Consider the following 25,042-nt stretch of genomic DNA (forward strand, 5'->3'; position numbering starts at 1 on the left):
GATGCAAGAGCCAGAAACACTCGAAGGTCTGCGCCGCCAGCTTGCGCCGGCCATTGCCGATGCCGCCGTGTTCGACGGTTGGACGATGGACGCCGTGCGACAGGCGGCGCGTCTGGCCGGCATCGACGCGGCGCTGGCGGAATTCGCATTCCGCGAAGGCCCGATGGCGATGATCTCGGCCTGGGTGAGCCATGTCGACCAGCAGATGGAGCGCTCCACCCCGGCCTCGTCGCTGCAGGGCGTCTCCATTCGCGAGCGTATTCGCCGTCTGGTCATGGCCCGTCTCGATGCCGTGGCGGGCCGCGAGGAAGCCTTGAACCGGGCGCTGACGATCATGGCCATGCCGCAGAACCTGCGTACTTCGCTGCGTCTGGGGTGGAACAGCGCGGACGCGATGTGGCGGCTCGCGGGCGATACCGCGACCGATTACAACCACTATACCAAACGCACGATCCTGGGCGGGATCTATGCGGCGACTCTGCGGGTCTTCGCTTCGGACAAGAGCGCCGACAAGGCGGAAACCCGTGCTTTCCTGGATCGCCGGATCGAGGGTATCATTCGCTTCGAGAAGACGAAGGCTCAGTTCCTGCGCGCGCCGGAAGAACGCATCAGCCTGGTGCGCCTGCTCGGGCGGCTGCGTTATCCGGCCCGCTGACCGGCCGGCCGGGGCGGGTTGTTGAAGCCTTCCCTGGGGGCTTAGGGACTGATGAAACGCGCTTCGGAATCGGGAGAGGGTGTCGGCAATCGGATCAAGGCTTGTTAGTTATTGCGAACAAGTTGCAATCGCTGCGCTGATCTGGCAGCGGAGCGGCATGACTTTGGATCTTCTCCCCATTGACCAGCGCGCTCGAATCGTCGCGGTGGATTGGAATGCACTGGTTCCCGAAGAGGCGCGCCGCCTTCGCGCGCTCGGGCTGGAGGAAGGCGCGACGGTTTCCGTTGCGCACCGGGGCGTCGCCGGCGGGCGCGACCCGATCGCCATCACCATCGGGCGCATGACGATTGCCGTGCGCCGTGCCCACGCCTTCGCCATGGAAGTTTCGCCGTTATGAGCCGCCAGCGCAAGATCGCCCTCGTCGGCAACCCGAATGCGGGCAAGAGCGCGCTTTTCAACGCGCTTACCGGCGCGAGACAGAAGATCGCGAACTATCCCGGCGTGACCGTGGAGCGAAAGTCCGGCCGCATGGTCCTGCCGACGGGCGAGCCGGTGGAGATGACCGACCTTCCGGGCGCCTACGGCCTCGACGCCACCAGCCCCGACGAGGAAGTGACCTCCAAGGTCATCGCCGGCAAGTTCGCAGGCGAGGCGGAGCCGGACGTCCTGGTTATCGTGCTCGATGCCTCCAACCTCGAACAGCACCTGGTCTTTGCGCAGGAACTGTTGGCGCTGGGCAAGCCTTCCGTCGTCGCGCTCAACATGGTGGACCTTGCCGAACGCGACGGGCTCGTGCTCGACGCGGCCGTGTTGCAGGAAGAACTGGGCGTTCGCGTGGTGCCGACTGTGGCCGTGCGCCGCCGCGGGCTCGCCGAACTGGGCGAGGCGATCGCCTCGGCCGAAACGCGCCACGCCGGACCAGGCCTGACCGACCTCGGGCCGACGGAGCGCCGCGTCGCCGCCCATGCGATGGCCAATGCCGCGATCCTGTCGGAATCGAAGCAGCACCGGCTTCACGCGCGGCTGGACCAGGTCCTGCTGAACCCCTGGCTGGGGCCGCTCATTCTCTTCGCGTTCCTGTTCGTGGTATTCCAGGCCGTGTTCGCCTGGGCCGCGCCGCTGATGGACGGGTTGGACGCGGGCGCAGGCTGGCTTCACGATACGGTAAAGGCCTCCATGCCGCCCGGCCTGGTGCGAGACCTGCTGACTGACGGCGTCATTTCCGGCGTCGGCTCGGTGGTCGTCTTCCTGCCGCAGATCATCATCCTCTTCGCCTTCATCCTGGCGATGGAAGCCTCCGGCTACATGGCCCGCGCGGCGTTCCTGATGGATCGACTGATGGCCTATGTCGGGCTTTCGGGACGCAGCTTCATTCCGCTGCTCTCCAGCTTCGCCTGCGCCATTCCCGGGATCATGGCGACGCGCTCGATCACGGATCCCAAGGACCGCCTGACGACGATCCTGATCGCCCCGCTGATGACGTGCTCGGCGCGCCTTCCGGTCTATGCCGTGATCATCGGCGCCTTCATCCCGAACACCAACCTCGGTTGGGGCATCGGCCTTCAGGGCGTGGTGCTCTTCGCGCTCTATGTGGCGGGCATTGTCGGGGCCATGGTCGTCGCGCTGCTGCTGCGCAGCTCGATCACCAAGGGCGCCGCTTCCGGCTTCATCATGGAAATGCCGAAGTACCAGATGCCCCGCCTCAAGGACATGGCGATCGGCCTGTGGCAGCGCGCGTGGATCTTCCTGCGCCGCGCCGGTACGATCATCTTCACGGTCACCGTGGTGCTCTGGATCCTGCTGAACTTCCCGCAGGCCAAGCCCGGCGAGAGCCAGGTCGATGCCTCCATCGCGGGCAAGCTGGCGAACGGCCTGGCCGTGGTGGTCGAACCGATCGGCTTCAACCGCGACATGGCGCTGGCGCTGATCCCCGCCATGGCTGCGCGCGAAGTGGCGGTATCCTCGCTGGCGACGACTTATGCGGTGGACGCGGGCGACGACGAGGACCAGCAGGCCGTCGAACTGGGCGACCGTCTCAAGGGGCGCTGGACCCTGCCGATGGCGCTGGCCTTCCTGGCCTGGTTCGTTTTCGCCCCGCAGTGCATGTCCACCATCGCCGTGACCCGGCGTGAGACCAATGGCTGGAAATGGCCGACGTTCATGCTGGTATACCTTTTCGGCCTGGCCTACCTGGCGGCGGGGGTGACCTACTGGATCGCGGTGGGCGCGGGATTGTAGAAAACCCGGGGCGGCAGACTCGCGCAGGGCCGCTCCATTCGCTAACCCGTTCGCCGAGATTCAGAAGAAAGCGATTCCATCATGGCAGGCAGTGTCAACAAGGTCATTCTGATCGGCAACCTCGGAGCCGATCCCGAAGTGAAGTCGTTCCAGAACGGCGGGCGCATCGCCAACCTGCGCATCGCCACCTCGGAAAACTGGAAGGACCGCGCCACCGGAGAGCGCAAGGAGCGTACCGAGTGGCACTCCGTGGTGATCCAGAGCGAAGGCCTGGTCGGTGTGGTCGAGCGGTTCCTGCGCAAGGGTTCCAAGATCTACATCGAAGGCCAGCTGCGCACCCGCAAGTGGCAGGACCAGAACGGCAATGATCGCTACACCACCGAAGTGTCGGTAGGCGGCATCGGCGGCGTGCTGACCATGCTCGACGGTGCCCAGGGTGGTAGCGGCGGCGCCGGTGGTGGCGGCGCTCGTGGCGGCGGTGGCTGGGGCGAAGGCGGCTCCTCGGGCGGCGGTTCGCGATCGGGCGGCGGTTCGCGCGGCGGTGACGAATGGGGCAGCACGGGTGGCTCGTCTTCCGGCGGCTCGTCCTCGGGCGGTGCTTCCGGCGGCAGCGAATGGGGCCGGACCGGCAGCAGCGGCGGCTTCGGCGACGATCTGGACGACGACATTCCGTTCTGATCGTTCCGGCCTCTGCCGGACGACATGAAAATCGAAAACCCCGGGAGCCTGTCGCTCTCGGGGTTTTTCGTTAGTGCCAAACAGGGTATATGCGGCGCGGGACCTTATGTCAGGAAGGGTGCCAGAACTCGTGTACCGATGAAGCCGCAGCCCGTCCCGGCCAGTCCCGCCGCCAGGAACAGAAGCTCCTCGCGCATGTCGAGCAGCCCGGCAAAGCGCAGGCGCACCCATTTCATCACCAAAGCGGGCGCTTCCATGAGGCCGACGGCCAGGACCAGGCCGAGCTGTCCCCATAGGAGATAGCCGGCAAATCCAGCGCCGGACAGCCACACCAGCTTGACCACGCTCGCTTCCAGGGTGGCGCGGATCCGGCCGGTGGCTGTCAGCGCCTCGTTCGCGGCGTTGGACGGCAGTGCGAGGAGCGAGGACAGGCACAGGATCTGCAGATAGCCCGCCGCGTCGGCATAGCGGTCGTCATAGAGCACGCCCACGATCAGCGGCGCGCTGCCGATGATGCCGCCGGTGGCGAAGCCATAGAGCAGGGCGGGCAGCCGGCGCTTTTCATAGAACTGGCGGCGCAGGTCCTGCGCGCCGTCTCGCCAGAGCTGGGCATATGTCGGATAGAGGACCCGGCTCGCATAATTGGCGGCGAAGCCGAGCGGTGCGGAGGCGAGGTTACCGGCCAGGATGTAGAAGCCGAACCGATCCAGCGGCATGAGCTTTGCCAGCACGAACTTGTCGCATTGCGAGATCAGCAGGAAAATGATGCTCGATCCGGTGACATAGCGGGAGAAGGCCCAGAGCGCCTTGAGCGTCTGGGGATCGAGACGGAGCCGGCGCCGGGAATCAGCGAAGAGGGTGTAGCTGAACAGGACTTTCAGCAGCCCGCTGACGAAAAGCCCGCCCAGGATCGCCCAATACGACCCCCAGGCCCAGGCCAGCGTGGCACTGGCGGCGATCTGCGCCACCATCGCCGCCAGTTCCAGAGCCGAGAGGCGCAGGATCTGCCGATGGCGCAGGGCGGTGAGCAGGCTCGTGGAGGTCAGCCCCTCGATCACGAACGTCAGCCCCGAAGCCGCGATCAACGGCGCCAGGTCGGGCTTTCCGAAGGCGTGGGACAAAGGCAGCGCCAGCACGACCAGCGTCAACGCGAGCAACAGGGAACGGATCAGCGAAACCGTCCAGACCGTATCGAGGAAGCGCTTGTCCTCGCCGTTTTCCTGACGGACCACGAAAGCCTGAAAGCCGAGGTCGGTGGCCAGTGCGACCGTGAACTGAACGGAGGCGATGACGCCCGAAATGCCGAAGACTTCCGGCACCAGCAGCCGCGTCAGCACCATGCCGGAAACGGCGCGCAGCAGATTGTTCAGGATGACCGAAACTATGACGACATTGGTGTCGCGCGCCGCCAGTTCGCGCAGGCGGCTCCAGAGCCCGCGCGGCGCGGCGAACGATTGCCAGCCCGGGCTGGCGGCATGCTCGTTCATGGCCGGCACTCTGTGGCGCCGATCGTGCGGGCATAGCAGTCGAGCAGCTTGTCTCCCACGACTTCGAGCGAAAACTCCGCTGCGCAGCGATCGCGGGCAACCTGGCCCATTGCCGCGGCGCGCTGGGGATCTCCCAGAAGACGGTCCAGCGCCAGGGCAAGCGGTGCGGGATCGGCCACCGGCGAGAGCAGGCCGCTTCGGCCGTCGAGGACGATCTCGTCGGCGCCCGGCCAGTCGGTAGAAACCAGCGGGCTTCCGGCGGCCATCGCTTCCAGCAGGATGTAGGGGAAGTTCTCCCAGCGCGAACTGATAACGGTGGCCATCGCGCTCATCCGCAGCGGCAGGATCTCGGCAGGCTTCAGCAGGCCGCGATAGGTGATCCGGGCCCGGACCTCCGGCGAAAGCCGGGCTTGGGCGAATTGTTCGAAGCTCAGCCGTTCTCCCGGCCTGGTCTCCAATCCTTCGTCCGGGCCGACCATCGTCAGTCGGGCATGGGGCCGAAGACGGAGCAGATGCTCGAAGCCGAGCAGCATCGTATCGGCGCCTTTCCAGAAGTCGAACCGGCCGACCATCAGCACATGGTCGGGATCGGCCCCCTCCAGGCTCCATCGCGGCGTATTGGCGCGCAGGCGGATAGGGTTGGCGATCACTGCCGAAGTTTGCGCCGGATCGCGTCCGTAGCTGCGGCAGGCGCCGGCCATGATGGCCTGCGTGGGCGCGGTGACGACCGGAGCGCTGCGCACGGCGCGCGCCTCCGCCGCGCAGCGATCGCGATCGTCGCGCAGTTCATCATCGGTCAGATGGCGCGGGGGCTTCAGGGCCTGTGGCCCGTGGAGCCGCGTCACGACCGGCGCGGCGATGGCGCGGCCGGCACGTTCGGACCAGCCGAAACTCTCTTCCATCTCGACGATGTCGAAAGGCCGGATCTGGTGGGCCGCGGCAATCTGGCGCGCGACGTTACGGCCGACTTCGGGCAAGGCCCCTTTCGCATCCTCGCGCAGGCGGGCGAACTTCTCTCCTATCGACGCCATGATCCTGCCCGCGCCGCGTGCCGCCAGCGGGACGGCGCTGCCGTCGCTCGCGTAGAGCCGCTCCTGCGAGATGACCGATACGTCGTGCCCGCGGGCGATGAAATGGTCGCGCACGGCGGCAACGTAACTGACGATGCCATTGGCCCCCAGCGAAGGCGGCCAATGGGGAGAGCATAGCCCGATGTGCACGCAGATACCTCCCGCTGCGGGTTCTTGGAAAGCCTACGGAGCAGACCGAAAGCTGTCGATCATGAGAACTTCCAAGGGAGTTTCCTGCCTGCCGGGCGCGGGTGTGCGCGGTTATCCTCGATCGGCGGGCTCCGATGGGGCGCGGCGGCGCGGAAAGGGGTGTAATGGCGTTTCTGGAGATGACCGACCTTGGCGGCTACAAGTGCTTCGACCATGAGGCGTGCAAGGCCGCCGGCATGGCGAAGGCGGCCGAATATCGCGGAAACCAGCCCTTTCCACATGTCATGCTCGACGATTTTCTGGCGCCGGAAGTCTTGCGCAAGGTCTGCGAGGAATTCCCGGACAGCGAGGGGCGTGACTTCTTCGACCGGGACCAGGAGCGCCTGAAGTTCCAGTTCCGACCCGACCAGTGCAGCGGGCCGGTTACGCGCATGCTTTTCGCGGAGCTGAACTCGCGGGCTTTCCTGGCGTTTCTCTCGGCCTTGACCGGGATCCGGGGGCTGATCGCCGATCCCTATCATGCGGGCGCCGGACTGCACGAGACCCGGCGCGGGGGGCATCTGGGGATCCATGCCGACTTTCCGCACCACGGCGGCATGAAAGTGGAGCGGCGGCTCAACCTGCTGATCTACCTCAACGAGGAATGGATGCCGGGCTACGGCGGGGCGCTGGAACTCTGGGACCGGGGCATGACCCGCGCCGAGCGCAGCATCCAGCCCGAATTCGGCCGCGCGGTGATCTTCAGCACCGACCGCGACACTTACCACGGCCATCCCGATCCGCTGGCCTGTCCCGCGGGCCGCTCCCGCCGTTCGATCGCCACTTATTATTATACAGCGATCGGCGCGAGCCTGCCGGCGATCGAACGGACCACGGATTTTCGCGCGCGCCCCGGCAGCGGCGACAAGGCCGACTGGAGAGTTCGGCTTCACAATCTCAAATCGGACTGGCTTCCACCGATCCTCCAGCGCCGCAACCGTGAGCCGCTCGAAACGGTGCCAATCGACCCCGCCACGGCGGCGTCCTGATGATCGAGGCGGGCATCTGGGCGGTGACGCTGGGGATCTCGGTTCCCGCCGCCATGCTCGCCATCGAATGCGCGCTGGGCCTGTTGCCGCCTCGGCACGGGCAGGACATGACCGCGGCGCCGCCGCCTTTCATCGTGCTCATGCCTGCCCATGACGAAGCATCGGGGATCGCGCGGGTCGTCGCGGCTGTCATGGCTCAGCTGCGGGCCTGCGACGCGCTCGTCGTGGTGGCCGACAACTGCACCGACGGCACGGCCGCCATCGCCCGCGGCCTCGGCGCTGTCGTGGTGGAGCGGACCGATCCGGCGGAGCGCGGAAAAGGCCATGCGCTCGAATTCGGGCGGGACTACCTGGCCTCGGCACCACCGCTCCTGGGACCGCGCGTGGTCATCGTGCTGGATGCGGACTGCGTTCCCGAAAGCGGCGCTCTGGCGGCGCTGGCCTCCCTATCGCAAGCGCGCCGCGCCGTCGTTCAGGGCGCCTATCTCATGGAGCCGCCGCCGGGCGCAGATGCCATGGTGCGGGTGTCCTGCTTCGCTTTTCTCGTGAAGAACCTCGTCCGCCAGTCCGGGCTCCAGCGTCTGGCGGGCATGACGCTGCTGCAAGGTTCGGGCATGGCGTTTCCGCGGGCGACGTTCGAGCGGATGCACTGGACATCCTCGCTGGTCGAAGATCTCGACATGGGCCTCGATCTGCTCCTGGCCGGGCGCCGGGTCGTCTTTGCCGAAACGGCTCGCTTCACCAGTGCGGCCAGCTCGCGTCAGGCGACCGCGGGCCAGCGTCGGCGCTGGGAGCACGGCATGATGCAGACGGCCTATCGATATGCGCCGCGGCTGCTTGCGGCCGCGCTGCGCCGCGGGCGCGGGGGGCTGGCGCTGGTCGCGCTGGACCTGCTGGTGCCACCGACCGTGCTGCTTCTGCTTCTGCTGGTGCTCACCACGATCCTGGTGACGGCTGCAAGTGGCTTTGGCCTGCCGTTGCAGGTTCTGTTGGGCGTGGAGGCCTGTCTGGGATCGGCATTGCTCGCCGCATGGCGGTATCATGCACGCGCGATGCTGCCGCTGGCGAGCCTGTTGCGAATACCTGGCTATGTCATCTGGAAGATGCCGCTTCTCGCGCAGTTCGTCACGCGGCGCGAGCGGGTCTGGCTGCGAACGGAGCGTGATCCATGAGCGTCGTCGGCTTCGTCATCATCGGCCGCAACGAAGGGGCGCGGCTCGGCCTGTCCATAGACAGCGTGCTGCGCCAGTCATCGCTGGCGGTCTATGTCGACTCCGGTTCCACCGATGACAGCGTGGCGCTGGCCGGAGCGCGCGGGCTGCCGGTGGTCGAACTCGATCCCACCGTGCCTTTCACCGCGGCGCGCGCGAGAAACGCCGGCTTCGCCTGGCTGACGAGCCGCCATCCCGAACTGGAGCTGGTGCATTTCATCGATGGCGACTGCGAACTTGTCAGGGGCTGGCTGGACCGGGCCCTGGCCGCGATCCGCTCAGACGCGGGGCTCGCCGTCGTCTGTGGGCGTCGGCGCGAGCGGGCACCGGGTGCCAGCCCCTACAACCGCCTCTGCGATCACGAGTGGAACACGCCGGTAGGTCTGCGCGAGACATGCGGCGGCGATGCCCTGTTTCGCGTTACGCCCTTTCGCGGCGTCGGTGGCTTTCGCGAGGACCTGATCGCCGGTGAGGAACCGGACTTGTGCCACCGGATCCGCAGGCAAGGCTGGCTTATCCGCCGGGTCGATGCGGAAATGACGGTCCACGATGCGGCGATGACGCGCTTCGCCCAATGGTGGCAGCGCAACCGCCGCAGCGGCTATGCAACGGCCGAGGCGTTCGCCTTGCGCGGGGAGGGCAATGTCCGCTTACGCCATGCCGTGGCGAGCAACGTCATATGGGCGATGCCGCCGATGTGGCTGCTCTGGCCCGTGCTCTGGGCGCGGATATGTCGGCGCGGCGGGCCGCTGGTGGCGAGCTTCATCACCCTCGGGAAGATCCCGCATTGTCAGGGGCAATTGCAATATTGGTGGCGATCGATGCGCCGAAAGGCTCCGACTGGAGAGACGCGTCTGATCGAATACAAGTAAAACGCCGGGACGAGATTACCGAACTTTCCACCACAATTTCCAGCACCATGAATTTCCGCACCGAGTTGACGAAATGGCTTCGCTGCCGGCGAGCCGTTACGCTCGGAACCTAAGGAGAATACCCATGGATGCGACATTCGATCCGGTGGTGGCGGGCACTATCGTCGACATCTCGGCGCCAGGCGCGGGCGGCGTTGACACCGGATATCGCTCCGTGCTGATCGGCGAGGAAACTCTGCTGGTCGAATGCGGCGAATTGCTGCGGGCACGGGGGCACGAGATCGTGGCCGTGGTGGCTGCCGAAGGATCGCCCGCCGCGGCCTGGGCGCGTCGCAGCCGCATTCGGGTGCTGACCCGCGCGCGCGACCTGCTGGCCAAGGGGAACGCTCCGCTCGACTGGATCTTCAGCATTTCCAACCTTGCTATCCTGCCCGGCGAAGTCCTGTCGCTTGCGGCGCGCGGAGCGATCAATTTCCACGACGGCCCGCTGCCCGCGCGGGGCGGCCTCAACACGCCGGTCTGGGCGCTTCTCGAAGGCGAGCGGGACCACGGCGTCACCTGGCATCTCATGACGGGCGCCGTCGATGAAGGCGCGGTGCTGGCTGCCGAGCCCATCACCGTGAGTGACGGCGAAACCGCCTTTTCGCTTAACACGCGTTGCTTCGAAGCGGGGCTGCGTAGTTTCTCGCGTATCGTCGACGACCTGGACGGCGCGGTTGTCGCTGCCGCGCCGCAGCCCCATGCTCCGGTCCGCATGTTCGGGCGCGCGCATAGACCATCGGCGGCCGGGACGATCGACTGGACCCGTTCCGCGGAGGAAATCGCCCGGCTCGTGTCGGCGCTGGACTTCGGACCCTATGCCAACCCCATGGGCCTGCCCAAGGCGGTGCTGGCGCAAGGCCTGGTGCTCGTTCAGCAGGTCACCGTGCTGGCCGGCCGTTCCGGACGAGCGCCGGGTACGCTGTTATCCGGCGGCGAGCGGCCGGTGGTGGCGACCGGCGACCGGGACTTGCGGATCGATCGCATGACGGCGCTCGACGGATCGGCCTTGTCGGGGTTGGACGGCTACGCTGCCGGTGCATTCCAGTCGCTCGATGCATCCCGCCGGGCTCGTCTCGACTTGCTCGATGCGGCGGCCGGGCGTCACGAAGCGTGGTGGCGCCGCCGGCTGCGGCAGCGCGACAGCCTGCAATTGCCTTCGTTTCGCCCGCTCGGCGAAGGCGAGCCATCGCGATGGAACCGGCTGGACGCTACGGTCCCGATCGGACGCGCTGCCGACGCGCTCGCAGTCGTCATCGGCTGGCTGGCGCGCATGGCGGACCGGGACAGCGTGGAAATCGGCTTTGCCGATGCGGTCAGCCAGGCACGGCTTGAAGACGTGTCGAACTGGTTCGCGCACGAACTGCCGTTCAAGGTCGCGGTCGATTTCGGCGCGCCGCTGGCCTTGCTGGTCGAGCGTGTCGAGCAGGAGATCGCCGCGCTGCACCGCCATGTCGGCTATTCGGCGGACCTTCTGGCCCGCTGCCCCGAATTGCGCGGCAAGGCGAGCATCGAACACCCGATCGCGGTGCGTCTGGTAGACAGGTTCGACGAAGCGGTACCGTTCGGGGAGACCGTGCTCGAACTGGCGATCTGCACTTCGGACGGCGCCTGCCGCTGGACATACGACGCGGCGCGGCTGCCGGAAACAGAGGCCGAAGATTTGCTGACCGCGTTCGAGATATTCCAGGCGGCCTTCCGTGCGGCGCCGGACACCGATCTGGGACGGCTGTCGCTGCTATCGGATGCGGAGCGTGCGTGCGTGCTCGAAGTGTGGAACGAGCGGCCCGCCCCGCTGGCCGATAGGGCGACATGGTACAGCGCCTTCGCCGATCAGGCCGCATCGACGCCCGACCGCGTGGCAGTGACCGCAGGCGCTACCTCGCTCACTTATGGTCAGTTGGAAGCACTGTCCAACCGGATGGCACGGCTCCTGACGGCACGCGGCGTAGGGCCGGAAACCCTGGTGGGCCTGCACCTCTCCCGCTCGGTGGAAATGCTCGCCTGCCTGATCGCCGTGCACAAGGCGGGCGGCGGCTACGTCCCGCTGGACCCGGCCTACCCGAAAGACCGCCTTGCGCACATGGTTGCGGATTCCGGAATGGCCCTGATCGTCAGTGAAACGTCGCTGAAGGACGCCCTGCCGCACGGCGAAGCGCAAGTGCTCTGCATGGAAGATTTGCGCCGCGAAAGCGCGTCCTTCTCGCCCGAAGTCTTCGAGAGCGGTGTGGGCGGGGAAAGTCTCGCCTATATGATCTATACCTCGGGATCGACCGGGCTGCCCAAGGGCGTCGTCGTCGAGCATCGCAACCTGCTCAACTTCTTCGCCGGAATGGATGGCCATATCGAGCCGGAGGGGACATGGCTGGCGGTCACCAGTCTCAGCTTCGACATCTCGGTGCTCGAACTGCTCTGGCCGCTGATGCACGGATATCATGTCGTCATCGCGTCCGAGCGGCAGGTGAGGGGCGATGTTTCCCTTGCCCAGCCGACGCGCCACACCGGCTTCAGCCTGTTCTACTTCGCCAGTTCGAGCGCGGGCAGCGCCGCCGAGAACTACCGGCTCCTGCTGGAGGGCGCGCGGTTTGCCGACGAGCACGGGTTCGAGGCCGTGTGGACGCCCGAGCGCCACTTCCACGCGTTCGGCGGGCCCTATCCCAACCCCTCGGTAGCTTCCGCTGCGATCGCCGCCGTCACCTCTCGCGTGGGCATCCGGGCGGGCAGCGTCGTCGGCACGCTCCACCATCCCCTGCGGATTGCGGAGGAATGGGCCCTGGTGGACAATCTCTCGGGAGGACGCGTCGGACTGGCATTCGCTTCCGGCTGGCAGCCGAACGATTTCGTGCTCAACCCTTCAGCCTTCGCCGACCGGCCCGGTACGCTCAAGGCCTGCATGGAAGACGTGCGTGCCCTCTGGCGCGGGGAAGCGCGACGTTTCCCCGGGCCGCTGGGGAGCGACGTTGAAGTGCTCACGTATCCGCGTCCGGTGCAGGCCGAACTGCCATGCTGGATCACTTCGGCCGGAAACATCGAGACTTTCATCGAAGCCGGACGGGTGGGCGCCTACGTCCTCACTCACCTGCTCGGACAGTCGATCGAGGAAGTGGCCGAGAAGATAGCCGCCTATCGCCAGGCCTGGCGCGAGGCCGGACATGCCGGCGAGGGCCACGCCACCCTGATGCTCCACACGTTCCTGGGCGAAGACGAAGCACAAGTGCGCGACGCCGTGCGCGGGCCTTTGATCGAATACCTGCGCACTTCCACCGCGCTGCTGCACCAGCATGCCTGGGCTTTCCCCGCGTTCCGGCGTCCCGGCGGGGTTGCCGCCGATACCCAGGTCGATCTCGGTGCCCTTAGCGAAGAAGAGACCGAGGCGCTGCTCGAACATGCTTTCGAGCGCTACTTCGAAACGAGCGGCCTGTTCGGCACGCCGGAGGACAACCTGCCGCTGGTCCGGCGTCTTGGAGAACTGGGCGTCGACGAGATCGGCTGCCTGATCGACTTCGGCATCGAGACCGAACGCGTCCTTGCGCATCTTCCGGCCATCGACCGGCTTCGGGGGCTGGTACAGGCGGAGGTATCGAGCGGGACCGGCGAACCGGCGCTGCACGCCCTCATGGCTCGTCACGGCGTAACCCATCTCCAGTGCACCCCGTCGCTGCTCCAGACCCTGGCGAGCGACCCGGCGGCGCGTCCTGCCCTGGCCGGTCTCAGGCGGCTCATGGTGGGGGGCGAGGCGTTCCCGCCCCACCTCGCGCAGGACATGCGCGGGCTTGTGCGCGGCTCCGTGATGAACATGTACGGGCCGACGGAAACGACAGTCTGGTCTGCCGTCCATGACGTGACCGCGCAGGACAACGCGCCGCCGCTCGGCCGTCCGCTGGCCAACCAACAGATCTACATTCTCGACCGCAGGCTGGAACCGGTCAGGCCCGGGGCGCCGGGCGAACTCGTGATCGGCGGCGCGGGGGTCGTGCGCGGCTATCATCGCCGGCCCGAACTGACCGCCGAGCGCTTCGTGGCTCATCCGTTCGTCACCGGCGCGCGCGCCTATCGCACCGGGGACCTGGCACGGCAGCGGGCCGACGGAACGCTGGAATTCCTCGGTCGGCTCGACCACCAGGTGAAGATACGAGGGTACCGGATCGAGTTGGGTGAGATCGAGGCCGCCCTGGCCGCGCATCACGAAGTTGCGGAGGCCGTGGTCGTGGCCCGCAGCGAAGGCGCGGCCACGCGTCTGATCGGCTATGTCGCCGGTACCAGCGCCGCGGCTCCATTCGATGCGCTGCGGGACCGGTTGCGTGAGCACCTGCGGCGCCAACTGCCCGAATTCATGGTGCCGGGAAGCCTCATCCTGCTGGGCGCGCTGCCGCGCACGCCAAACGGCAAGATCGACCGCAAGGCTCTGCCGGAGCCGGGCGCCGTTCGAGAGAGCGAACCTCGGCGCGATCCGGTGGAAACGCCGGCGAGTCCGATCGAGGCGCAGATCCGAGAAGTCTGGTGTGATCTGCTGCATGTGCCGCATGTCGGGCGCGAGGAGAACTTCTTCGACATCGGCGGGCATTCCTTGCTGGCGATCCAGGTTCACCGCCGCCTGGCCGCCGCGGCGTCGCGCCCCGTGGTCCTGACGGACATCTTCCGCTTCCCGACCATCGCGGCGCTGGGGGCCCATCTCTCGGGCGAGGCCGAAGACGCGGCCGCGACGCGCGAGGGCCAGGATCGGGCGATGGCCCGCCGTGCCGCCCTGGCACGCCGGGGCGCCGTTCGCACCGTGGCAAGGACCTGAACGATGGACCAGGCATTCGGTTCTTTCGAAGACCGCGACGGCGCGCCTGACGCCAGCTCCATCGCCATCGTCGGCATGGCCTGCCGATTTGCGGGCGCACGAAGCCCGGACGCGTTCTGGGACATGCTGCGTCAGGGGCGCGAGGGGATCGAGACCTTCAGCGAGGACGAACTGATCGCGGCCGGTGTCAGTCCCGCACGCCTGCGCAATCCCCACTATGTCCGGCGCGGGGCCCCGCTGGAAGACATGGAATGCTTCGACGCCGCGCTGTTCGGTCTCAGCCAGCGCGACGCCGCGATCATGGACCCGCAGCACCGGCATTTCCTCGAATGCTCGTGGGAGGCGCTGGAAGATGCCGGGCACACGCCCCAGGGCTTCGGCGGGGTGATCGGCGTCTTCGCGGGGTCGGGGCACAACGCCTACATGCCGTACAACCTGCTCGGCAACCGGCGGTTGGTGCGGGACACCGGCCTGTTCCTGCTGCGCCACACCGGGAACGACAAGGACTTCCTGACGACCCGCGCCTCCTATCTGCTCGACCTCAAGGGGCCGAGCATCAATGTCCAGACCGCGTGCTCGACTTCGCTGGTGGCGATCCACATGGCCGCGCAGAGCCTGCTCGCCGGCGAATGCGACATGGCGCTGGCGGGCGGGGTCTCGATCGAACTGCCGCACCGCCAGGGCTATCTCTATGAGCCCGGGGAAATTCTCTCACCCGACGGAAAGTGCCGGCCTTTCGATGCCGGCTCGCAAGGGACAGTGTTCGGCAGCGGCGTCGCCATACTGGCCCTGCGCCGCCTGGCCGACGCCATCGAAAGCGGCGACCATATCCACGCGGTGCTGCGCGGATCGGCGATCAACAACGACGGAAGCGGCAAAGTGGGCTATCTCGCGCCGGGCGTCGAAGGTCAGGCCGCTGTGATTGCGGAGGCGCTGGCGGTCTCCGGTGTCGATCCCTCCGAGGTCGACTACGTGGAAGCTCATGGCACCGGCACGCCTATTGGCGATCCCATCGAAGTGGCCGCGCTCACGCAAGTCTTCCGGCAATCCGCCCCCCGAACAAGGCCCTGTGGGCTCGGCTCGGTCAAGGCCAATATCGGTCATACCGACACGGCAGCGGGTGCTGCCGGGGTCATCAAGGTGGCGCTGGCGATGCGTCACGAGGAACTTCCCGCAGTGCCTCATTTCGAGGCGCCCAATCCTGACTGCGCATTCGCTACGAGCCCGCTGCGCATCCAGGATTCGCGGGAAGCCTGGCCCCGGCGCGATAACAGCCCCCGTCGCGCCGGGGTCAGTTCACTCGGCGTGGGCGGGACCAACGCTCATGTCGTGATGGAAGAAGCGCCGCTGCGCAGGGAAGGCACGCCGGGCCGCCGCCACCAGTTGCTGATATCCTCGGGCCAGAGCGAAGCGGCGCTGGCCGCGAACCTCACGGCGCTGGCCGGGCATGTCACCGCAAGGCCGGATATTTCTCTGGCCGACGCGGCGTTTACTCTGAGCACCGGACGGCGTGAGCTGCCCATGCGCGGTTTCGCCGTGGCCGCCGGTGAGGCGCCCGAGGCTATGGCGGCGGCGCTGACCGCAGCGGCCGAGTCCAAGAGCCAGGGGGCCGCAATTCCCGGCCGGAGCGTGGCCTTCCTGTTCTGCGGCGGCGGCCCCCAGCATGTCGACATGGCGCGCGGACTCTACGAAAGCGAGCCGCTATTTCGCGCTCAGGTCGAGCGCGGCCTGGACCTGCTGGACCGGATCGGCCCGAACGCGCTGCGCCGCTGGCTCTTCCCCAGCGAGGCCGACCGCGCGAATGCCGCCGCCGAGCTGGAGCGGCCCTCGCTCGCCTTGCCCGCGCTGTTCATCGTCCAGACCGCACTCGCCCGGCTCTGGATCTCGCTGGGCGTCGAGCCGGCCGCGATGATCGGCCACAGCTGCGGCGAGTACGCGGCGGCGCACATTTCCGGGGTGATCGACCTCGAAAGCGGACTGCGCATCGTCCAGGCGCGCGGCATGCTGTTCGAGCAGACCGGCGCTGGAGCCATGCTCGGCGTCGCGATGGCGGAAGAGGAACTGGCGCCGCTCTTGCCGCCCGACTTGTCGATCGCGACGATCAACGGTCCGCGCCTATGCGTCGTCTCCGGCGCGGCACCGGCGATCGCGCAGTTTCGCGAGACGCTGGCCGCGCGCGAAATCGAAGCCCAGCCAATCCCGATCACGGTCGCCGCGCATTCGCCCATGCTCGATCCGATCCTGCCCGCGTTCCGCACTATGCTGGCGGCGATCACCTTCCACGCGCCGCGCATTCCCTTCGCCTCCAATCTCACCGGCGACTGGGTGCAGGCGGCCGAAGCGACCGATCCCGGGTACTGGGTCCGCCACTTGCGCGAACCGGTGCGCTTCACTGACGGTCTGCAATGCCTGCTGAGCGATCCCCAGCGGGTTCTTCTGGAAGTCGGCCCCGGCCGGTCGATCACGAGCCTGGCGCGGCAGCATCCGGGACGCGGAGCCTTGCAGCCGGTCGTCAATTCGATGCGTCACCCCGACCAGGACATCCCTGACGACGCCCGCTTCCTGCAGGCGTTGGGCGAGTTGTGGTCGCTGGGCGTCGCGGTGGACTGGACCGCCTTCTGGAGCGGGGAGCGCCGCTTGCGCCTGCCGCTGCCGACATACCGCTTCGACCGGCAGCGCCACTGGATCGAGCCGTCCGCTGCTATGGGCAGCGCCGGGGCTCACGATCTGGCCGAGGCCGATCCCGATACGCGGATGGAGCTTGCGGACTGGATCTACGAGCCGGTCTGGGCGCGGGAGGACGCTCCCTACCGCGAACCTGCGAAACAGCCGGCAATGGTGCTTTGCGACGATCGCGGCCTGTCCGACCGTCTGGTCGCGCGGCTGCGCGGCGCGGGCGTCGATGTCGTGACCGTGCGCGCCGGTCGGCGCCGGGCGGAACGCGATGTCGAGGATTTCGTCGTTCGTCCTTCACACCGCGAGGACTGGAACTGGCTGTTCGCGGCCCTTGCGGAACGCAGCCTGCTGCCCGGCCGGATCTATCACGCCTGGCTGGTGACCGGGGAGACCGGCGACCCCCACGATGCACTGCTGGATCACGGTCTTTTCGCGCTCGCGGCGATGGCGCCGGAGCTTGCCGCGGCTTGCGACGGCGCCGACGTGGAAATCCTGCTGATCACCGATCACGCACAGCGCATCGCCGGAGACCGCGATGTCGCGCCGATCAAGGCCACGGCGCTCGGCGCGCGCAGAAGCCTCGCCACCGAGTATCCCGGCTTGTTGTTCCGCGCCGTGGATATCGAGCCCGCAACGCAGCACGCCCTGGCGCTGGAAGGAACTGTCGACGCGCTGATCCGCGAGCCGGTGTCGGCAGAGGGCCGGGACGTAGCCTTTCGAGCGGGCGAGCGGTGGGTGCTGGGCCATCGCGCCGCTTCTTCCGACGCGTCCACAGGGGGCGCCGGCTGCTGGCTCGCGCAAGGCGGAACCTATCTCATTACCGGTGGTCTCGGCGGCATCGGCCTGACCATCGCGCACCACCTCGCGCGGACTTGCACGCCGAACATCGCGTTGCTCTCCCGCACCGCCTTGCCCGAACGCGCGCGCTGGAGCGCCTTGCTGGAGGCGGGTGATCTGCCACTGGCCGTGGAAGACAAGCTGCGGCAGATCGTGGCCCTTGAGGCGGCAGGCGCGCAAGTCGAACTCGTGGTTGCCGATGTCGCCGATCTGCGGGCTCTGCGCCGTGCCGTCCGCCGCGTCGAAGCCCGGTTCGGCAGGATATCCGGCGTCTTTCACACGGCGGGCGCGCTGGATGACGAACTGGTCGAGACGCGCAGCCGCTCGGCCATGGAGGCCGTGCTGCGGCCGAAGATCGCGGGCACTCTGGCCCTCGAGCAGGCCATGGCGGGGCGGCCTCCCGAATTCCTGATGCTGTTCTCGTCGATCAGTGCCTTTGCCGGGCTGCCGGGGCAGACCGATTATGCCGCGGCCAATGCTTTCCTCGATGCCTATGCCCAGTCGCGGCGGCACGATCCGGTCACGCGCGTGGTATCTGCCGGTTGGAGCCAATGGGCCGAAGTGGGCATGGCGGCCGCGCAGGGCGGACGGCAGGGGCCGGGGCAGGGCGTCGGAACCGCGCTCGCAGGCGATCTCGGCAAGGGTCGTCCTTTCGCGCACCCCTTCCTGACGCGGGCGCATTCCCTCTCGCACGGCGAGTTCGTGCTGGCCGGAACGCTCTCGCCCGAACAACACTGGGTGCTGGATGAGCACCGGATGATCCGCGAGCAGCAATCGGCAGGCGCCTTGCTGCCGGGCACGGCTTACCTGGAGCTGTCCCGTGCCGCGGTGGCCATGGTCGAGCCGGGGCCGCTGGAGCTGAGCGATTTCACGTTTCTCGAACCTTTCTCCGTTGCCGACGGCGAAGCGCGCGATCTCAGGGTTCATGTGCGCAAGGAGGATGGCCCCACGGGTGAGGAGGGCTGGCGGGTCGCCGTGCTCGGTCGCTCTGCTGGGGATCGCGGGGCGTGGACGGAGCATGCCCGGGGGACCGTCAGCAGTCATGCAGCAGCACCGCTCCGCGCCACGCTGGACCTCGATGCCATCGCGGCTCGGTGTCGGCCGGGCCGGGGCGGCAGCGAAGACCAGCCCCGTCTCCGCTTCGGGCCGCGCTGGCAGAACCTTTCGAAGACGTTGATCGGACACGGCGAAGCGCTGCTCCATATCGACTTGCCGGCCGCCTTCGAAGGCGAGCTGGAACAGATCCTGCTGCACCCCGCCATGCTCGACTTCGCGACGGCGGGCGCGCAGTCGCTGATTCCCGGACGCGACCCCGAGCGCGATTTCCTTGCGCCTTTCACTTATCGCCGACTGGTGCTCCATGCACCGCTGCCGGCGCGGATCGTCAGCCATGTGCGCCATCGTCCGAACGCGAACGACGGCGGCCAGACGGCCGTGTTCGATGTCACGATCACCGATCCCGATGGAAGGGTGCTGGCGGAGGCCAGCGACTTCACGATGATCCGCACGGCGATGAACCTTTCCGCTGCGCCGTCTTCGTCAGGCTCCGTCGATGCGGCAGGTGTTCCCGAGCCCGGACCGCGAATGGGCATCCGTCCCGAAGAAGGCGCGGAAATCGTCTCGCGCCTGCTGTCGGGGACAGGGCGGCCGCATCTGGTGATTTCGCCCTACGATCTCCACGCAGTGCTCGCGGCCCTGCGGCAGCCGCCGAAGCCCGCCGCACCCGGGGTGGCCTGCGATCCCGCCGACGCTCCGCGAACCGAAACCGAGCGGGTCATCGCGGACTTGTGGTGCGATCTTCTGGGCGTGCCCGCGATCGGGCGAAACGACAACTTCTTCGACATGGGCGGCCATTCGCTGCTGGCCGTCCAGTTCACCAATCGCCTGCGCAAGCGCACCGGCAAGACGCTGCCCCTGGCGGCGATGCTGGGACAGCCGACCGTCGCCAATCTGGCGGCGATCGTCGATCCGGGCAGCCTGGCAGATCGACCGGCCGAGGCGGCGAATGCCGATCAGGCGTCGGTCGGCCTCGTCACCATCCGCAAGGGCGGCGCGCGCACTCCGCTGTTCTTCGTTCATGACGGGCTGGGCGAGACTTTGCTCTATCGCGGACTGGCGCTCAGACTGGACAGGAGCCGTGACGTCGTGGGCATGGAGCCGCTACGGCGCAGTGACGGCTCCTATGCCCATACCCGGATCGACGAGATGGCGGCATATTACGTGGCCAGGCTGCGCACGGTGCAGCCCGCCGGGCCCTATCTTCTCGCCGGGCTCTGCGCGGGCGGTGTCATTGCCTTCGAAATGGCCCGTCAGCTCCAGGATAGCGGGGAGCAGGTGGCCTTCGTGGGCATTATCGATGCCGCCGACGTGGAAGCGCGCAAGTTCCGGTTCCTCACCACCCGGTTGCGTCTTGCCCGCCTGCGCGGCCTCGTGACGCGGACGGGAGCCCTGGGCGTGCTGCCGGACGTCGGACGGCGGGCCTGGAACGCTGCGCGCTGGGAGGTCGGCTCCCGCCTGCGGCAGGCCGAGGATCGCCGCACGGTGCGGACGATGCGTGCGCACACGGCGGGAGCGAGCGAGCCGGGCGGACCGGCATCGATCCCCTTCCTCAAGCTCTATGAAGTCGCTCATAAGGAGCATCGTCCTGCCGGGATCTTCGAGGGCGGCACCGTGGCCCTGTTCAAGGCCGGCGACGATACCGGACTGGTCGACGACACGCCCTACAGCCTGACATACCGCGACTATGCGCTCGGTTGGGGCAAGCGCGTACGCGATGAAATCGTGATCGTCGACATTCCGGGCGGACACAGCAGCAACCTCCAGGAACCTTACGTCGAGCGCCTTGCTCCCTTGTTCCAGGACGCGCTCGATGCCGCGCTGGCCTCTTTCGAACCAATGGCCCAGGACCTCATCGGGGTCGCGGCCGAATGAGCGACTACCCGCCGTTCCACGCCATCGACGTGGTCATCGTGAACTACCGGACGGCGCAACTGGTCGTCTCGTGCCTGGAAAGCCTGGCGGCCGAAGCGGGAGAAGGGCTGCAGCTGAGGGCCTTCGTGATCGACAACGATTCCCGCGACGGATCGGCCGACGCGATAGAGGCCGCCCTCCTGCAGCAGGACTGGAATTGGGCGCGCGTCGTCCGCTCCCCGGTCAATGGCGGCTTCGGGGCGGGCAACAACCAGGGGATCGACCTTGCCCTGGCGCAGGAAAGACCGGCGGATCTGGTCTGGCTGCTCAATCCCGACACCCGCGTCATGCCCGGCGCGGCGCGCGCGCTGGCGCGTTTCATGGCGAGCACGCCGGCGGCCGGGCTGGTCGGAACGGCGCTGCTCGAAGCCGATGGAAGTCCCTGGCCTTTTGCCTTCCGGTTTCCCTCGATCCTGGGCGAGATCGAGCGGGGGCTACGATGGAAGGCCAGTTCCCGTCTGCTGGCGCGCCACGCCCTGCTGCGAAGGATGGGGGACCGGCCGGAACGCGCGGATTGGGTCAGCGGCGCCAGCCTCGCCATCCGGCCCGCCCTGCTGTGGGAGGGCCTGCGCTTCGACGAGGGTTATTTTCTCTACTACGAGGAAACGGACTTGTGCCGCACGGTCCGCGGGCAAGGGTGGGAGTGCTGGTATCTGCCGGAGGCCTGCGTGCTTCACATCTCCGGCCAGAGCACCGGGATTACCGACCCGCAGGCAAAGCCGCGGCGGCTGCCGGCATATTGGTTCGAATCCCGTCGCCGCTATTTTCGCAAGAACCACGGCGGCATCTATGCGCTCCTCGCCGATCTCGCCTGGATGGCATCCCATTCGGTGTTTCTGGCCAAACAGGCCTTGCGCCGGGAGCAGAGCCTGGACCCGCCGCGACTCCTGGCCGATTTCGCGCGGCACAGTGCCTTCTTCCCGCGCCGCAGATGAACGGAACTGGCTGGGAAAGAGATGCGCGTTCGCTGGGGCTTGCGGCCGTGAGGCTTTCAGCGCCATTCGGCCTCTGGCGGATCACGGTTCCGGCCCGCGTCGATCCTCGGCTCGCAGCCTGCCTCTCCGACGAGGAACAGGCCCGTGCAGCACGGTTCCGCTTTCCCGAACTCGCCAACCGCTACCGTGTCGCGCATGGAGCCTTGCGCTTGCTGGGCCAATATTGGACCGGCATCCCGGCCGGGCGCCAGTCTTACGAAGCCAATGCTCATGGCAAGCCGCTGCTGACGAATACCCCGGAGGCAAAGTGCAGTCTCAGCTACAGCGGCGAAAGTATCGTTGTGGGCTGGTCGTGGAACCATGACATCGGCGTCGATGCGGAGCGCCTGCGGCCGATTGCGGAAGCGGCCGAACTGGCCGATCTCCATTGCACCGCGCGCGAGCGGCAGCGGCTTTCCGATAAGGACGCGTCCAGCTACAGCCGCGCGTTCCTGACGGTGTGGGTACGCAAGGAAGCCTGCGTGAAGGCGCTGGGACGCGGTCTTGCCATAGCACCTTCGTCATTCGATTGCGACGTTGACCCGGGGTCAGCTCTCGTTGAAATCGACGGCTCTCCTGTGGAAAGTCACGTCTACGACCTGAAGGACGACCTGCTGGTCGCCTGGGCCCGATGCATCCGGATGAGCCGGTCTGATCGGAACCATCGGCTTGTTCCTGCAGGCTCCGTTATTGGTGGAGCTGCAGGAGCCCTTCGCGGATGACATGAGCGATCATATGCGCACGATTACGTGTTCTGGTCTTGAGGCGCACGTTTTCGACATGCCGTTCGACCGTGCAGGGCGCAATGTTAAGCTCGATCGCCGTTTCCTTTGCAGACCGTCCCATGGCCACAAAGCGTAAGACATCCAATTCACGAGCGGTAAGTTGCACAGCTTCATTGTCAAATCTGTACATGAATTTCCCCCTACATTTCGATGATGATTATCGAACCCCCCTACCTTCCATTGAGACTTTTACCGAGCCTCAATGGCAAATGTTGCATTGGCGAAGATTCGAGTCACGCTATATTTTGGCGACGGGGGGCGGCCGTTTGGATTTAAACCGGGTCCAGGGACGATCGCATGAGCGTGGGGACTATCCCGATTCGACCGGATACTCATTCGTATAATCCGGGAGAGTTATGTTCACGATTGCACATAGCAAGCGATCGCGTGCCGGGATCACGACTGCAGGATGTCGCGCCGCGTGCTTTCGCCGTTGAGGTGGTGGGGAAGGCCGGGCAGGGCGCTGGCGATCTGGCGGCCGCAGATCATCCGGGCACGCCCCTGGTTGGCCAGTTCGCGCGCCAGCACGGCAGCCTGCGTCCGGTTGCTCACGGAAAGCTTTTTAAGCAAGGACTTGACCGTCGCCTTTACGGCCGATTCACTGATGCCGATATCGCGCGAGATCGTCTTGTTGGGCAGCCCGCGCTCCAGGGCGCCCAGCACGTCCCATTCCCGGTCGCTGAGATCGTACCCTTGCGCGGTGCGTTGCTGCGCGGGAAATTCCGTGATGAGCAGCAGGTTGTCGAGCAGGGCGATAATCTCCGGCGGGGCCACCCTCTGGCCGACGGCCACCATCTGCATCATCGCCACGAGCGATTGATAGGGCACTTGGTCGAGGAAATAAGCGTAAGCTCCGGCGGCGTAGATTGCGGCCATTTCGTTGAAATCGAAAGAGGAGACGAGCGCGACCACGCGCGCGTTCGGGAAATGGTGGAGGACATCGGCGATGACGGCAGCGCCCTCGTCGCCCAGCAGGGAGCCGCCTACCACGATCACATGCGCGGCTTCTGTTTCGCTGCGCGGCGACAAGCGCTCCAGAGCGTCGACCGACTCCGCCAGATCGAACCCGGAGTCCGAAAGAATTCGCCGAACCCCTTCCCGTATCAGCGAATTCCTGATGGCCACCGAGACCACCACCGATGTACCCGTCGTCATGATCGTTCGCAGGCCTCTCGTCTTGGTCGCATCCTGGGAAGATGCTTGAGGTCCGAGAAGATCCGTTCCGCCCAACAGAACCCGGAAAATACGAGTGCTAAGCCTCGTTCGCTAATTCTTAGATGAACCTAGTGCGAACAGGCCGATTTTGACAGTTCCTCCTTTTGGGGAGGGTAATTCTCACCATGCGCTGACGCCCGGCTCATCTCGCCAGAGCCGGCGTTGCCGGACGCGCTTCGAGACGCCGGATCATGCGGCGCAGCGGGCTTTCGAACCCCCGGTGCAACACCCAGGCGAGCGCGATCACCATGGCGCAGGCCGTGAGCGAGGCGATCCAGTCGCTGGCATCGGCGCTCAGGCCCCGGTGCAGCGCGGCAGTCCGCAGACGCTCCACAAGGCCGATGGACGGGAAATGCAGGAGGTAGATGCCGAAGGACACTTTACCCAGCAGCATGAACGGCGGCGAGGCGAAGAGCCGTTTCATCACGCCGCGGTCCTGCGCCAGGGTCGCAATCAACGCGATCAATGCCAGATAGGCGGGAAAGTCCGAGAGCGCCTGCGCCATCGTCGCCAGTACCATCAGCAGGACCGCGCACTGGATGAGATTGCCTGACAGCACCTGATTGAGAACGCCGTTGCGGTAGAGCCGGTGGAGCAATTGCCCGATGGTGAAACCGGCCAGGCACCGCACAAGGGTGTAAGGCGAGAAGAACAAGTCGAGTTCGCCTTTCGCGACAGGTGCGCCGATATAGTGCCGGCTTGCGGCGAATGTCATCGCCAGCACGGCCAGCAAGGCGGCGGCGCCCGTGATGAGCGCGGTCCGGCGGCTCGACCGCAAGCAGGCCATCGCGATCACGGGGAACAGAAGGTAGGCCACCATCTCGGTGCTCACCGACCATGCGGGCGGGTCCATGCTGGGCCAGTTGCCGAGCGCTTGCAGCATCACGAGATTGGCGGCCAGCGCGGACAGCGGCGCGCCCGGACTGCCGCTGCGACCCAGCGCCAGAACCAGGCATGTCAGCGTGGCCAGGAGATAGAGCGGATAGACCCGCGCCAGGCGGTGGAGGAGAAAGCTGCGCTGGCGAAATGTCCCGGCTTCCAGCGCCTGGCCATAGACATGGGCCATGACGAAGCCGCTCAGGATGAAGAACAGGTCCACCGCCAGATAGCCATGCAGCAGCATGGTCGAAAGCGGTCCGGTGGCGATCATCTTGAGGTGGAAATGATAGAGCATCACGAACAGCGCGGCGGCGCCGCGTATGCCCGTCATCGGCCTGATTTCCGCTGCTGGCGTCATCATTGCATCCGCTACCCGGTTATTCGCACTGCCTTTCGGCATTGTCCTATCGGATAGCCGCGCGGGTAATCCGGGCTATCGCCCCCTGAGTTCTTGCCACGTTCGTGCCACGTTCTCGCCGCTGCGCGCGGGAG

The 25,042-nt window shown here is 66.8% G+C and carries 16 protein-coding genes; 11 read left to right on the forward strand and 5 right to left on the reverse strand.

Annotated features, from left to right (window positions below; all coding sequences use genetic code 11):
* Position 1 precedes the first annotated feature (1 nt).
* The 4 genes from AC1VV3_RS17565 to ssb all read left to right on the forward strand — a co-directional run bounded on the left by AC1VV3_RS17565 (position 2) and on the right by ssb (position 3,571).
* Positions 2–655, forward strand: coding sequence for a COQ9 family protein (locus AC1VV3_RS17565; protein ID WP_132266196.1), 654 nt, complete (start codon positions 2–4; stop codon positions 653–655).
* A gap of 157 nt (positions 656–812) precedes the next feature.
* A complete protein-coding gene (locus AC1VV3_RS17570; RefSeq protein WP_482963089.1) occupies positions 813–1,052 on the forward strand; it encodes a FeoA family protein in 240 nt (79 codons plus the stop codon).
* On the forward strand, positions 1,049–2,893 hold the full coding sequence (gene feoB / locus AC1VV3_RS17575) for a ferrous iron transporter B (protein WP_132265598.1): 1,845 nt from the start codon (positions 1,049–1,051) through the stop codon (positions 2,891–2,893). Before AC1VV3_RS17570 ends, feoB begins: the two co-directional genes overlap by 4 nt.
* A gap of 81 nt (positions 2,894–2,974) precedes the next feature.
* The gene (gene ssb / locus AC1VV3_RS17580; RefSeq protein WP_132265600.1) at positions 2,975–3,571 is read left to right on the forward strand and encodes a single-stranded DNA-binding protein; all 597 of its coding nucleotides are present in this window, start codon (positions 2,975–2,977) and stop codon (positions 3,569–3,571) included.
* A 104-nt stretch (positions 3,572–3,675) separates the two neighbouring features.
* Here ssb and AC1VV3_RS17585 read toward each other — a convergent pair whose 3' ends face one another.
* Positions 3,676–5,058, reverse strand: a complete 1,383-nt coding sequence (locus AC1VV3_RS17585) for an oligosaccharide flippase family protein (RefSeq protein WP_482963090.1) — start codon at positions 5,056–5,058, stop codon at positions 3,676–3,678.
* On the reverse strand, positions 5,055–6,278 hold the full coding sequence (locus AC1VV3_RS17590; RefSeq protein WP_482963091.1) for a glycosyltransferase family 4 protein: 1,224 nt from the start codon (positions 6,276–6,278) through the stop codon (positions 5,055–5,057). Before AC1VV3_RS17590 ends, AC1VV3_RS17585 begins: the two co-directional genes overlap by 4 nt.
* Positions 6,279–6,442: 164 nt before the next feature.
* Here AC1VV3_RS17590 and AC1VV3_RS17595 point away from each other — a divergent pair, with 164 nt between their 5' ends.
* From AC1VV3_RS17595 to AC1VV3_RS17625, 7 genes are all read left to right on the forward strand, one after another.
* The gene (locus AC1VV3_RS17595; RefSeq protein WP_314466319.1) at positions 6,443–7,306 is read left to right on the forward strand and encodes a 2OG-Fe(II) oxygenase; all 864 of its coding nucleotides are present in this window, start codon (positions 6,443–6,445) and stop codon (positions 7,304–7,306) included.
* On the forward strand, positions 7,306–8,478 hold the full coding sequence (locus AC1VV3_RS17600; RefSeq protein WP_482963092.1) for a glycosyltransferase family 2 protein: 1,173 nt from the start codon (positions 7,306–7,308) through the stop codon (positions 8,476–8,478). The genes AC1VV3_RS17595 and AC1VV3_RS17600 overlap by 1 nt, the downstream gene beginning before the upstream one ends.
* Positions 8,475–9,389 (forward strand): glycosyltransferase family 2 protein, encoded by a 915-nt coding sequence (locus AC1VV3_RS17605; RefSeq protein ID WP_482963093.1) that lies wholly within the window; start codon positions 8,475–8,477, stop codon positions 9,387–9,389. Before AC1VV3_RS17600 ends, AC1VV3_RS17605 begins: the two co-directional genes overlap by 4 nt.
* A gap of 124 nt (positions 9,390–9,513) precedes the next feature.
* A complete protein-coding gene (locus tag AC1VV3_RS17610; RefSeq protein ID WP_482963094.1) occupies positions 9,514–14,214 on the forward strand; it encodes a MupA/Atu3671 family FMN-dependent luciferase-like monooxygenase in 4,701 nt (1,566 codons plus the stop codon).
* A 3-nt stretch (positions 14,215–14,217) separates the two neighbouring features.
* A complete protein-coding gene (locus AC1VV3_RS17615; protein WP_482963095.1) occupies positions 14,218–20,658 on the forward strand; it encodes a type I polyketide synthase in 6,441 nt (2,146 codons plus the stop codon).
* Entirely contained in the window at positions 20,655–21,632 is a 978-nt protein-coding gene (locus AC1VV3_RS17620; protein ID WP_482963096.1) for a glycosyltransferase family 2 protein, read from the forward strand. The genes AC1VV3_RS17615 and AC1VV3_RS17620 overlap by 4 nt, the downstream gene beginning before the upstream one ends.
* On the forward strand, positions 21,629–22,393 hold the full coding sequence (locus tag AC1VV3_RS17625; RefSeq protein WP_482963097.1) for a 4'-phosphopantetheinyl transferase family protein: 765 nt from the start codon (positions 21,629–21,631) through the stop codon (positions 22,391–22,393). The genes AC1VV3_RS17620 and AC1VV3_RS17625 overlap by 4 nt, the downstream gene beginning before the upstream one ends.
* On the opposite strand, the gene AC1VV3_RS17630 is transcribed toward AC1VV3_RS17625, so the two are convergent.
* The 3 genes from AC1VV3_RS17630 to AC1VV3_RS17640 all read right to left on the reverse strand — a co-directional run bounded on the left by AC1VV3_RS17630 (position 22,359) and on the right by AC1VV3_RS17640 (position 24,881).
* Positions 22,359–22,586, reverse strand: a complete 228-nt coding sequence (locus AC1VV3_RS17630; protein WP_031342197.1) for a response regulator transcription factor — start codon at positions 22,584–22,586, stop codon at positions 22,359–22,361. The genes AC1VV3_RS17625 and AC1VV3_RS17630 overlap by 35 nt on opposite strands.
* Before the next feature lie 266 nt (positions 22,587–22,852).
* Complete coding sequence (locus tag AC1VV3_RS17635; RefSeq protein ID WP_482963098.1) at positions 22,853–23,593, reverse strand: LuxR C-terminal-related transcriptional regulator; 741 nt, start codon at positions 23,591–23,593, stop codon at positions 22,853–22,855.
* Between the two features lie 220 nt (positions 23,594–23,813).
* Positions 23,814–24,881, reverse strand: coding sequence for an acyltransferase family protein (locus tag AC1VV3_RS17640; RefSeq protein WP_482963099.1), 1,068 nt, complete (start codon positions 24,879–24,881; stop codon positions 23,814–23,816).
* Positions 24,882–25,042: the final 161 nt, after the last annotated feature.

This window comes from Novosphingobium sp. BL-S-34, assembly GCF_056857015.1.

What these genes read in the sequence shown, in the direction of transcription:
- AC1VV3_RS17565 (WP_132266196.1), top strand. Translation starts at nt 2, where the DNA reads ATGCAAGAGCCAGAAACACTCGAAGGTCTGCGCCGCCAGCTTGCGCCG.
- AC1VV3_RS17570 (WP_482963089.1), top strand. Translation starts at nt 813, where the DNA reads ATGACTTTGGATCTTCTCCCCATTGACCAGCGCGCTCGAATCGTCGCG.
- feoB (WP_132265598.1), top strand. Translation starts at nt 1,049, where the DNA reads ATGAGCCGCCAGCGCAAGATCGCCCTCGTCGGCAACCCGAATGCGGGC.
- ssb (WP_132265600.1), top strand. Translation starts at nt 2,975, where the DNA reads ATGGCAGGCAGTGTCAACAAGGTCATTCTGATCGGCAACCTCGGAGCC.
- AC1VV3_RS17585 (WP_482963090.1), bottom strand. Translation starts at nt 5,058, where the DNA reads ATGAACGAGCATGCCGCCAGCCCGGGCTGGCAATCGTTCGCCGCGCCG.
- AC1VV3_RS17595 (WP_314466319.1), top strand. Translation starts at nt 6,443, where the DNA reads ATGGCGTTTCTGGAGATGACCGACCTTGGCGGCTACAAGTGCTTCGAC.
- AC1VV3_RS17600 (WP_482963092.1), top strand. Translation starts at nt 7,306, where the DNA reads ATGATCGAGGCGGGCATCTGGGCGGTGACGCTGGGGATCTCGGTTCCC.
- AC1VV3_RS17605 (WP_482963093.1), top strand. Translation starts at nt 8,475, where the DNA reads ATGAGCGTCGTCGGCTTCGTCATCATCGGCCGCAACGAAGGGGCGCGG.
- AC1VV3_RS17610 (WP_482963094.1), top strand. Translation starts at nt 9,514, where the DNA reads ATGGATGCGACATTCGATCCGGTGGTGGCGGGCACTATCGTCGACATC.
- AC1VV3_RS17615 (WP_482963095.1), top strand. Translation starts at nt 14,218, where the DNA reads ATGGACCAGGCATTCGGTTCTTTCGAAGACCGCGACGGCGCGCCTGAC.
- AC1VV3_RS17620 (WP_482963096.1), top strand. Translation starts at nt 20,655, where the DNA reads ATGAGCGACTACCCGCCGTTCCACGCCATCGACGTGGTCATCGTGAAC.
- AC1VV3_RS17625 (WP_482963097.1), top strand. Translation starts at nt 21,629, where the DNA reads ATGAACGGAACTGGCTGGGAAAGAGATGCGCGTTCGCTGGGGCTTGCG.
- AC1VV3_RS17630 (WP_031342197.1), bottom strand. Translation starts at nt 22,586, where the DNA reads ATGTACAGATTTGACAATGAAGCTGTGCAACTTACCGCTCGTGAATTG.
- AC1VV3_RS17640 (WP_482963099.1), bottom strand. Translation starts at nt 24,881, where the DNA reads ATGACGGGCATACGCGGCGCCGCCGCGCTGTTCGTGATGCTCTATCAT.